This window comes from Acidiferrobacter sp., from assembly GCF_054609335.1.
The window spans coordinates 1-11103 of record NZ_JBTRWP010000073.1 but is presented as its reverse complement, the minus strand read 5'-3'; the positions used below and the strand labels follow the sequence as shown (position 1 = coordinate 11103).

Below are 11103 nucleotides of genomic sequence, written 5' to 3'. Positions count from 1 at the left end.
CTCGCATGAGTTTTTATGACCCAGCGACGTTATATAACAAGGCCCGGCTTTTGTCCAGCCCCCGAAGCCCGTTGATTATCGGGAGGGGCTCGTATTGAGAACTATTACCACATTTAGAATTGCTGGGAAACGGTTGTCGCATCCTGTTCCAATAACCATACGAAGATACGTGCGCGCCGTCGACGCCACACCAGAGGCCGGTCCGCCTGCAACCCTCCGCTCTCGCCCACCCACGATTTCCCGTATGGAGGACATTCTTCATCGCCGTCGCCAAGGATTCGACGCGCGGCCGCGTGCCTATTGATCATGCCGCCGCTGAATTGGCAAATCGAGGGCCGGGAAGAGGTGCCTGGCGTGCAGCGTGAGCGTGACAAGCACGGTATTTCTCTCACCGAGATCGAAAAGCGCTTTCCGGAACCGGCGGGTTATCCCGTGTTGTTGGGTGTTATCACCACGGGCCAAGGGTGCGCGGGTGTCGCACTCTCCAGCCACGATCAAACGCAGGGACGTGGTCTACAAAGCGAACCGTGAAGGGGCCGGCTCGCGGCGCATATCGGCCGGACCTATTGGCGGCAGCCGATCGCTGACCTCGTTTGGGGCCGGGTCACGATACCGAAGCAGCGGTTTGGCGATCGCCGCAGGAGCGCCCAAGAACAGGTATGGCCATGGATAGACCCCGCACGCCTGTGTGACAGGAGACCCGAACCCGATGATGCGGCCCATAAGACCGTGCCATAGGAGATGGCGCCCGTCACGCGCGCACCTGTGCCAGAGCTCGCACATGGAGAGTTGTGGAGGGCGCGCATCACCACGCCCGCCAGCATCTGTCGGCCACTCCGCAGACTTGTGTCCCTGGCTCGCGGGCCTGTCCGGTCAAGATGGGGTGTCGCCGACCCCGCGAGGCCCGGATCAACGGGCCCCGGCCCTTCCAGGAATGGCTGATGCCGGTGTGATCGCGGCAACCCCGCCGTCGGTCGCGGGGCCCACCGGCCCCGTCAGCCGGCCTGGTCCTCCCACTGCGAGGGCGCCCTTCGCGTGCGCGCCTCAAGCGTCTGCGCGCGCGCACTCAGGCGTCGCTCCTTGGCAAAGCGCGCTACCAGGGTCTTGGGGGCGTGGCGGACGTGCACGTGCCCCAGCAGGTCCAGATTGATGAGCGCTCGAGCAATTTTTGTCGGAATCGCGGAATGCAGCCCGAACCCTGCATGCTCTAGCACCACTGCTACCACGATGCGAGGGTCCGGGACCGGGGCCATGGCGGTAAAGAGCGCGTCTGAATGGAGCCGCGGGCCTTTGTATTTGCCGTTTGCCGGCGCGCTCCAGAGCTGTGCCGTTCCTGTTTTTCCGGCCACGGCATAAGGCAGCCGATGGGCGATGATATGCGCCGTTCCCAGGGATCCGGAGATGACATGTGTCAAGTCATCCACGAGTAAGGTATCGCTATTGGGGCGATGATGGGGGATCGCCGGATCGGCGTGCGGCTTCTCATAATGAACCGCTTTGGTGAGCGGGTTCTGCACGGCCCTCACCACATAAGGGCGCATACGGACCCCATGATTGGCGAGTGCCGCCATGGCATCTGCCAACTGCAATGGCGTCACCAGTAACGGCCCTTGTCCGATGCCGGTGATAATGGTCTCGCCCTCATACCACGGTGAGTCGTGGGCCCGGATCCATTGCGGCGTCGGTACGATCCCTGCCGACTCCCCGGGCAGGTCGATGCCCGTGACGTGTCCGAACCCGAAATCCTCGAGATAACGCGCCATGCGATCGATGCCCATGCGATAGGCGAGTTTGTAGAAATAGACGTCCGAGGACTCCTCGAGCGCCTTTTCAAGCCCGATGCGCCCCATGCCCCACGGCAACCAGTCATGAAAAATGTGATTGTTGCCGGGGATGTGCCAGGTTCCCCGGCACAAGACACGGCGATGCGGATGAAACCAACGGGTTTGGAGCGCAGCGTAGGCGTAGAACGGCTTGATCGAAGACCCCGGCGGGTAGAGGCCGTTCAGGACCCGGTTGTCCAGAGGCGCACGCGGGTTGTCCGTGAGTTTGGCATAACGGCGCCGGCTAATCCCCAGTACGAAGGGGTTCGGATTATAGGTGGGGCTGCTTACGAGCGCGAGCACCGCCCCGGTGCGCGGATTCAGGGCTACCGCGGCCCCGCGACGCCCCTTGAACATATGCTCGGCAACCGCCTGCATCTGGGCGCTGATCGTCAGATAGAGATTGTCGCCGGGGCGGCCGGGCACGCGCTTTAGTACCCGTACCAGGCGCCCTCGGGCGTTCTCCTCGACATCTTTATAGCCCATATGTCCCATGAGGTCGCGCTGGTATAAGCGCTCGATGCCAGTTTGTCCCACGTCGTGGAAGCCTGCGTACCGGAGGGCATGGTGCGCTGCCTCGGCCATGGTGATCGGGCCCACATAACCGACTACCGCATCCGCCAGGCCATCCAAGGGATAATTGCGGCGCAATTGCGCCTGCAGGCGCACGCCCGGCAATTCCGGCAGGTGCGCCGCCAGGCGCGCGGTCTCGACGCTCGTCAGATTGCGGCGCAGGGGCAGAAAATCCGCGGAATCGTGCGTCTGCACCTCGTGCCGAAAGCGCTGGAGATCGCGGCTATCGAGACCAATGAGACCCTTGAGATGCGTCAGCAGCTGGGTAAGATGAGGAACGGCGCGCGGTGCGATCGATACCGTATAAGCCGGAAAATTGCCGGCGAGGACCACCCCGTGGCGATCCAGAATCAGACCGCGCGCCGGCGGCAAGGGTACCGGCCGTGTCAGATTGTCGCGGGCAAGCGTGGCAAAATGGGCATGCCGCCCGACCTGGATGTAGGCCAAACGCCCCACTAGGACCAGCAGTAGTGCCAACGCTACGCCCACGGCGACGCGGATGCGTGCCGTAAAGAGCCGTCGCTCCTCACTCTCTTGGGACAAAAAGGCCTTCGGGTTCACGGACTTTGTTCAGACAACCGCCAGGGCACACAAGAGAAGGGTATCACGCAGGCACGGCATGTACCATGTAGGATCCACAGGGGATCAATGTGCGGCAGGTCGCGTGGCAGCGTACATCGCCGGCTTGCGGCGCACCATTGGACCTGTCGATAATAGAGGTGGCGGCGTCGGCCGATACACGGTGCCGGGACGTTTCCGAACGATAGTCTCTATTCAAGAAGCGGCGCCTATGCGGGCACTCGGCGGTCGCATCGTGCGGCAGGGAACATACGCTGCGTACCCACCTTTTCGTATGGAGGATTGAATCGATGTCAGGCCAGCAGTCACGGGCGCGCCACCTCCGCCCCAGGAACCTGCGAATAACGGCGTGGGTGGGGCTTGTGTTGGGCGCATTCCTCGTCACCAACGCGCAGGCACAAGGCACGAGTTGGCAACAGAGCGGGACGCTACTCTATCAGCACATAAGTGGGCTTCATTGGGTCGCGGCCGGCCACGGATCCAAGGTGCTCTATGACTTCATCGATCCTAATTCGCGGCCCAACCACGCGCTTTTCGAGCGCCTGGCGCCGCTCATCAGACGGGATCATCTGACGATCCGCCAGATCCTCGTGGCCTACATGTCGCCCACGAGCACCGGCAAGGCGGCCGCCATCTTGCAGTCACGGCAACCCTTGCGGGTGCTCGATGAGGGCGAAACACGCTTTGCGCGCGCGACCGGCGCCGACATCACACCCGTACCCGTGCAAGCCCAGACCCTGCGCATCCTGCGCCAGGACTTCCAGGCCTTGACTGCGGTCGAAGGGAATCCGTGGATGCGTTTTGCGCCGATCCTGATCTACCGGGCCAAGGATGGTCGCGTTCACGTCTTCCAAAGACGCCTGACGAACGCGCGTCTTACGACGATCATCGCCTCGGTAGATCCAGGGTCCTGACCGCTGCTGTGTTTGACGAGGCCGAGGCCCCGGCCGTCATCTCGAAAGTGCCCACACCGTGAGCGGCGATTTCGCGCCGGAGGCTTAATTGCTCCGTTGGTTGTCATAAAACATCGCGCAGCAGCGCCAATTCACTGTGGAATAAAGCATGAGCCCGGGCGGCGGGGGTACCTCCCGCGCACATCTCGGCCCAGCGTCCCGACCTATTCGAGTCGAATTACACAGTGAGTTCTTGTCGGCCGGTCTTGCGACCAGAGGGTAACGGCATTCGCATCGGTGCCCACCAAGCCCGGAGGGCCCACCGGCGCTTGGTCACTTCTAATAGGAAGTGTACGGAAAAAGATCGAGGGTCCGGGGGCGAATGCGGCCCGATCACGGGCGGCGATATTTGGCTGCTTGTCCCGTCTCGGCCCGTACGGCCCAAGACGACCGTCTTCTTCTTGACCATTCCGGCGTCTTGTTGCCATAATCGATCGATGCGAGGTCGCATTCTCCGATATCTCAAGTACCTACTAGTCCCCCTGGTCCTGATTGCATGGCTGGCGGCGCTGTGGGCTTGCGCCGGCCCGCACGGTCATCACCCGACGCACGAAGGCCAGGCCTGCACGGCCATGCATAGTGCTATCGGACTGCAAGCGCCCGCCAAACTCGCGAGCGTGGCGACTGTCCTACCTGCCGTCATCGTGGCGTTCCTCGCGATGATGGTCATCCTCGTCGGCTTTTTCTCGCTGTCCACCGATGCGGTGCCGTTGTCCGAGCACCGCCGCCACAGTCCCGCGCAGCCCAACGCCCCACCCGTCTTGGCCTTCGTCTCGTAGATTCGTGGCGCCGCCTCGCGGCGCATCCTGAGTCCCATGAGAAGGCCTTATGCGCACTCGATTCCATCGGCGCGCGCTTGCGCTCGCCCTGATTGGCGTGACCGGGCTTGTCCCGGTCCCGGCCCACACCCTGAGCCTCACTGCCGCCGAGGCCCTGGCCATGCGTCACAACCCGTCCCTGATGACCGACCGCCACGGCATCGGTATTGCCCGCGGCCTGGCCCGGCAGGATCGCCTTTGGCCAAACCCGCGGCTTAGCCTCTCCGGCGGTACCGGCAACGCGACCGGTAGCCCAGGCGAATTCAGTGCTCGAGCCATACTGACGCAGGCCGTCCCCCTGACTTCACGCATCGCCCGCCACGCCGCCGTCGGCCGGGCAGGCGTACGCGAGGCTAACGCCCGTTTTCAGGTCGAGGCGTGGCGAATTCGTGGCCTCGTCGCGCGTGCCTACACACGGTGGCGTAGCGCCGTCTACGCCGTGACCAGGGTCGACCACCTGATCGGCAGCGAGCGCGTGTTGATGCGTCTTGTGAGGGCGCGCGTGCGCGCCGCCCAGATATCCGCAGTGGGGGCAAGCGGCGTGGAGCTCTTGGGCGCCCAGGCACAACTGTTGCGTCAGACTTGGCGTACCCGACGCCGTGAGGCCCAAGCCGCGCTCGCGGCTGCCATCGGCTATCGTCCCCAAAGGCCCTGGCCGGCCCCGGCGCCGGTGCTCTGGCATCCGCCGGTGCCCGCCGACGCCTGGGCCACAGCGCTTGCTCGCCGCCCCGACCTGCGACTAGCCGAGATCGATCGCCGCTACTGGGAATCCGTACGCCGCTACCAACGCGCCCGGCGGCTCGGCTGGATGACCGTGGGCGCCGGTGTCGAACTCGACCGTCAGGTCCTGCACGGGGTGCCCGCGCAGCCTATCGATCGTTCGATCGAATTGAGCGCTTCACTCCCGTTGCCGTTCTGGAATCGCAACCAGGGTAACCGGTCGGCGGCGCGGGCAGAGGCCCTTCGGGCGCGCGCCGATGTCCGCGCGCTGCGCTGGCGCATCCGCCATACCATCGCCCGCGACCTCTTTCGACTGCAACGGCTGCATGCGCGTGAGCGGCGCCTGGCACGATTGCTCGGCCACGCCCGCCAAGACGCGGCGCTCGCGCTGCAAGGCCTGCGACTGGGTCAAGTACACACATCAAGCACGCTGGCGGTAGTTACCGACCAACTCACCCTGACGGCGGCGTGGCTGAAGACCCATGGCGCCGTAGCCAGCGCCCGTACGGCCCTGCGCATCGCCCTGGGCGGCCCCAAGGAGACACCATGATCAAGATCCCCGTCGTCGCGGCGACCGCCCTGGCGCTCGCCCTCACCACCGTTCCGGCCTTCGCCCGGCGTTCGCCGATCGTGCATCTGTCGCCGGCCAACATACGCGCGCTTGGCCTCAAGATCATTTCCGCGCAGATGCGCACACTCCACGCCCATCGCACCCTCTACGGCGATTTCACCTTGCCCCCTGATAGCGAGGCGGTGGTCACTCCCCGTATCCGTGGGCGCGTGGCAGCCCTGTACGCCACCGTGGGCGCTACGGTGCGCCACGGGGCGCCGCTCGCGCGCATCCAATCCCTTCTCGTCGGAAACCCGCCGCCGAGCGTGATAGTGCACGCCCCCATGAGTGGGGTGGTGGAAACACGGCCCGCAGTGCTGGGCGAGGCGGTCGCCCCCGGTACGCTCCTCTATCGCCTGATGAAACCCCACCGGCTGTGGCTCAAGGCCTATGTCTACCAACGGGATGTGGCCGTCGTCCATCGCGGGCAGGAGGCGCGCATTCGCGCGCTCGGCATCACCACGCCCCTGCAAGGACGCGTAGTCATGGTGGCGCCGCGCATCAACCCGCGCCGCGGCGCGGAGACGATATGGATTGCGCTTACCCACCCGCCCGCCGCGCTCAGGCCGGCGCTCTTTGCGCGCGCTCACGTCATGGTTGCGAGCGCGCAGACGGTGGCCGTGCCTTCCCACGCCGTGGTCGATGTTGGCAACCGCCACGCGGTGTTCGTGGCGATAGGTGGCGACCGCTTTCGTTACACGCCGGTGACCGTCGGTATACGCGAACACGGCTATTGTGGGGTCCCGGGGCTCAAAGCCGGCGCGCGCGTTGTCACGCAAGGGAACGCCGAACTCTATACGCTGTGGTTGACCGGCGGCAAACTCAAGGCGGACAGCTGATGTTCGACTTTCTGATCCGCCTGTCTCTGCGCAGCCGTGCCCTCGTCGTCGGGGTGTTCGCCATCCTCGCCGGGGCGGCCTTGCTTGCCTGGCGCAGCATGCCCATAAACGTCTTTCCGGCCTTCGCCACGCCGCGCGTGGTCATAGGCACCACCCTGCCCGGCATGGCGCCGCGCGACATGGAAGCACTCATCACCTATCCGATCGAGACCGCGGTAAGCGGCACCATGGGCATACGCGTGGTGCGCTCGAAGACCACGCTTGGGGTGTCGCTCGTGACGGTGGTGTTTCACGCCGGCACCAACATCTACCATGACCGCCAGCTCATCGCCGAACGGCTCCAGGATCTGCAATCACGACTGCCGGCGGGCGTCCACGGACCCGAGATATTCCCGCTCACATCGGCCATCGGGTGGCTTGTCAAGTATTCGCTCACAAGCCCGATGGTGCCGGCCCAGGAGCTGCGCACCCTGGCCGATTGGGTGATCCGCCCCCGACTCCTTTCGGTGGGCGGGGTGGCCGACGTCGCTGACATAGGCGGCGCAGTCACGCAATACCAGATCGCGCTCAACCCTACCGCCATGCAGGCCTATCGGGTCAGCGTGGGCGATGTGGCGCGCGCCGTGCGCGGGGTAAGTCGCGATCTCCCGGGCGGCCTCGTGGAGACACCCGGGCAACAACTGATCGTGTCGGCCGCGGGCCGGCTCCACGAGAGCGACGCCATTGCACGCCTGCGGCATACCCTGGTCGCGACGCGCGATGGCCTCCCCATAACCCTAGCCCAGGTCGCCCGAGTCCGCCGCTGGCACGCCATACGCCTAGGCGCCGCGGCCTTGGGCCAGGCACCCGCGGTGGTCGGGACTGTGTACAAGGCTTACGGCGCCGGCACCATCACGACCACCCGGCACGTGCTGGATACCCTGCGCGCGGCGCGGCGAGCGCTCCCGCTCGGCGTCACACTAAACACCCACATCTTCCGACAGTCGACCTTCATCAAAGCCGCCATCCACAACCTTTGGACCGCGCTCTGGGAGGGCGCGCTCATCGTCATCCTCGTGCTGCTCGTGTTCCTGGCGAACTGGCGGGCCTCGCTTGCGACCTTCATCGCCCTGCCGGCCTCGTTCGCGCTCGGGGCCTTGATCCTTTACGTCTTTCATGCGGGCGTCAACGCCATGACGCTCGGGGGACTCGCAGTCGCCATAGGCGAAGTGGTCGACAACGGGATCATTACCGTCGAGAACATCGTCCGCCGTCTGCGTCTGGCCCGCGAGAGGTCGGGCGACGAGGAAACCAATAGTCTCATCCTCCATGCCATACGCGAGGTATTGAACTCCATTGTCTATGCCACGGCGATTGTCATCCTGGTGTTTTTACCGGTCTTCTTCATGCGCGGCATACCTGGGCGGATCTTTTCGCCCCTCGGCATATCGTATCTGGCCACCATGCTCGCCTCGCTCATCGTGTCGGTGACCCTGGTGCCGGCCCTTTGTTCATTGCTGTTCAGTCGCTTCCGCCAGCGGGAGCCCAGTGCCGAGCGCGAAACCGGCCTGGTCCGCTTCCTCAAACGCCATTACCTGCGCCTCCTGGAACGTATCCTGCCGTGGACGCGGACCATCGCGGTGCTTGCGCTCGTTGCGGTCCTGGCGGCCGGGGCGAGCCTCGCGCACCTTGGGCGCTCATTCCTGCCCCCTTTCCATGAGGGCAATTACATACTCGTCATGACCACCCTTCCCGGGACCCCCTGGCGGGAATCGATGCGTCTTGGCGCGGTCGTTCGGCGCGACCTCGCAGCCTTCCCGCAGATCGTGTCGGTCGACCAGCGTGCCGGCGCCGGGACGCTCACGCCGGGGGCGAATACCCCGAACAACTCAGAATTCGATCTACGCATCGATTTTCACCGCGGCCCGCAATCGCCGCATGCCCTGCTCAGCGAGATCCGCCGTAAGCTTGCAACGATTCCCGGCGCGGCCTTCAACCTGGGCGAATTCATCGCCCATCGCATCAATGATGTGGAATCGGGGGTACCGGCGGACGTGGCCGTCAAGATCTACGGGCCGCACCTGCGTCGCCTTTATGGCATCGGCAAGGCCGCAAACCGGGTGATCGCGCCCATTCCGGGGGTCGTCGATCTCCATCTGGAGCAGCAGATCCGTATCCCCCAGATCGTAATCACGCCCCGGCGTGGGCGCGACGCGCATTACGGTGTGTCCGCGGGGCGGTTACTACGAAACGTCAATCTCTACCTGAACGATACGCCGATCGGTCACGTCCTCCACGGCCCGCGGCGATTTGCGATCACCCTGCGGGTCGCCCACGGTGCGAGGCGCTCGGCACGCGACCTGCGCCACCTGCCCGTGCGCGCCCCGGCCCTCGGCCCACATGCCGTCGTGCCGCTTACGGAGCTGGCGTCAGTCCGGGTGCGCCCGGTACCCTGCGAGATCCGCCGGGCACACGGACATCGCGTCCTGCTGCTCACCTTCGATGTGACGGGCAGGGCGCTGTCTGCGGTCGTCCATGAAGTCCAGAGGCGGGTCGCGGCGATCCCATTGCCGCGCGCCTACTTTGTGCGCTACGGCGGGACCTTTCGCAGTCAACAGCGCGCCAACGCCACGCTGTGGCGACTTGGGTTGCTCGCCATCATCCTCTCCGCCCTGCTTCTCCAAAAGGCATTCGGCTCGCTGCGCGACGCCCTGCTCGTGCTCGTCAATCTGCCACTGGCCATGGTGGGTGGCGTGGTGGCGCTGCTTTTGACCGGATCGACGCTCAGTACCGCCGCCATGATCGGCTTCATAGCGCTCTTTGGCATCACCGCGCGCAACGGTATCATTCTTGTAAGCCACTACAACCGCCTCGAGGCCGAGGGCCGGCCGATCGACGAGGTCGTGAGGGCGGGTACGCTCGATCGCCTGGTGCCGATCCTCATGACCGCGATCACGCCCGCCCTGGCGTTGTTGCCGCTCCTGTGGGGATCGCCGGTCGGTAAGGAACTCGAGCGGCCGCTTGCCTTTGTGGTGCTTGGCGGTCTCGCGACTTCGACGCTACTGAATCTCATCGTTATTCCGAGCGTCTACCATGTCCTGCGTCGGCGCGATCACAGGCACCTGCGGACTGCGCCTTGACGCATGAAGGTCTCATAGCCATGGCGGGAGGACCGTAGGCGACGACCCGCGGTCGGTTCTATTTCTTGCGCTCACCAAACCGGGCGGCCGGTGGCGGTTGGGTGAAGGAGCTGGCGGAACTGATTAGCGAGCGCAATCTGCGACACCAACTCTACGCGCGAGACCGACAACGGTCGTCGCCCATTGGGCACGCAATTATCCAATTCGGATAATGGCCCCTTTATACTTGTTTACCCAGATTACATAGGATCGCCGCCTCCCCTCAAAATCCGACAGGCTCACGGAGACGGACCATAGACCCACTCGACTTTCACATCCATACACGCAAGCCCCCGGCCGATGTTGTCCAAGACCTGCAGCCTGTCGGTGTCCGTCATGGGCAGCGTTGTCACGTCGGCCAGGATCCAGCCGGTTAGCGTATCGCGGTAGACGCCGAATGTCGGTATACCAAGGTCCACCGCGATTTTCGCCATCTCGTCGTTCTCACGGTACTCAATGGTGTAGCGATCGGTAATTCCGATGATGGAACCGCTGGCGCTCTGGACCGTGCTAGGACCGAGTCTCTTGAACATCTCAATGCCATCCCGTTATCACGTTTGTGATGTTCGGGTTGACATTACAGTGTTTCTCTTGTTGGATAGATCGACGCTCATATATCGCGAATGATCTGCCTATTGACCGTGCCCACAATGTTCGCCCCCGTCCAGCCCCCCGTTTCGTTACAGGCTTCTAGTGGCCGCTGCTTTGATAACGCGCCAGACCCGCCTTCCACATCCCATACGCTACGGCCGCGACGACTACAGCCATGGCGGGCGTTAGTAAAACCGCACCGGCGCTGATGGCCGATTTACCGAGAAGCATTCTTCCCGGGTAATAGCTGATGACGCCGAAGGGAATGACGTAAGTAAGCATCACGCGTATGAATGCGTTGTTGTAGGCGCTTAACCCATCTTTAACATTTTTCACGCCGATTTACACCTTCCCGGCACTCTCGCCAACGCTAAGCCGTTGATGTTTCGAGGACCCTGTTCGCGCGATCCGTTTGTAGTGCCATAATATTTCCGTGACC

9 protein-coding genes are annotated in these 11103 nt (G+C 64.1%); 6 read left to right on the top strand and 3 right to left on the bottom strand.

Translation table 11 applies throughout. The annotated features are described in order from the left end of the window. The first annotated feature begins 354 nt into the window (after window positions 1-354). On the top strand, window positions 355-531 hold the full coding sequence (locus ACYCTF_RS13315; RefSeq protein ID WP_461285027.1) for a hypothetical protein: 177 nt from the start codon (window positions 355-357) through the stop codon (window positions 529-531). A 464-nt stretch (window positions 532-995) separates the two neighbouring features. Here ACYCTF_RS13315 and mrdA read toward each other — a convergent pair whose 3' ends face one another. After that, window positions 996-2939 carry a penicillin-binding protein 2 gene (gene mrdA, locus ACYCTF_RS13310; protein WP_461285026.1) on the bottom strand — a complete coding sequence of 648 codons (1944 nt, stop codon included), beginning with the start codon at window positions 2937-2939 and terminating at the stop codon, window positions 996-998. A gap of 326 nt (window positions 2940-3265) precedes the next feature. On the opposite strand from mrdA, the gene ACYCTF_RS13305 reads away from it, so the two are divergent. From ACYCTF_RS13305 to ACYCTF_RS13285, 5 genes are all read left to right on the top strand, one after another. After that, complete coding sequence (locus tag ACYCTF_RS13305) at window positions 3266-3889, top strand: hypothetical protein (RefSeq protein ID WP_461285025.1); 624 nt, start codon at window positions 3266-3268, stop codon at window positions 3887-3889. Between the two features lie 476 nt (window positions 3890-4365). Beyond that, window positions 4366-4707 (top strand): hypothetical protein, encoded by a 342-nt coding sequence (locus ACYCTF_RS13300; protein WP_461285024.1) that lies wholly within the window; start codon window positions 4366-4368, stop codon window positions 4705-4707. Between the two features lie 49 nt (window positions 4708-4756). Next, window positions 4757-6016, top strand: a complete 1260-nt coding sequence (locus tag ACYCTF_RS13295) for a TolC family protein (protein ID WP_461285023.1) — start codon at window positions 4757-4759, stop codon at window positions 6014-6016. After that, the gene (locus ACYCTF_RS13290; RefSeq protein ID WP_461285022.1) at window positions 6013-6915 is read left to right on the top strand and encodes an efflux RND transporter periplasmic adaptor subunit; all 903 of its coding nucleotides are present in this window, start codon (window positions 6013-6015) and stop codon (window positions 6913-6915) included. Before ACYCTF_RS13295 ends, ACYCTF_RS13290 begins: the two co-directional genes overlap by 4 nt. Next, a complete protein-coding gene (locus ACYCTF_RS13285) occupies window positions 6915-10034 on the top strand; it encodes an efflux RND transporter permease subunit (protein ID WP_461285021.1) in 3120 nt (1039 codons plus the stop codon). The genes ACYCTF_RS13290 and ACYCTF_RS13285 overlap by 1 nt, the downstream gene beginning before the upstream one ends. Before the next feature lie 278 nt (window positions 10035-10312). On the opposite strand, the gene ACYCTF_RS13280 is transcribed toward ACYCTF_RS13285, so the two are convergent. Next, window positions 10313-10606: a hypothetical protein gene (locus tag ACYCTF_RS13280; RefSeq protein ID WP_461285020.1), complete on the bottom strand. Its 294-nt coding sequence runs from the start codon at window positions 10604-10606 to the stop codon at window positions 10313-10315. Window positions 10607-10763: 157 nt separating this feature from the next. Then, complete coding sequence (locus tag ACYCTF_RS13275) at window positions 10764-11000, bottom strand: ABC-2 family transporter protein (protein WP_461285019.1); 237 nt, start codon at window positions 10998-11000, stop codon at window positions 10764-10766. Between the last annotated feature and the right edge of the window lie 103 nt (window positions 11001-11103).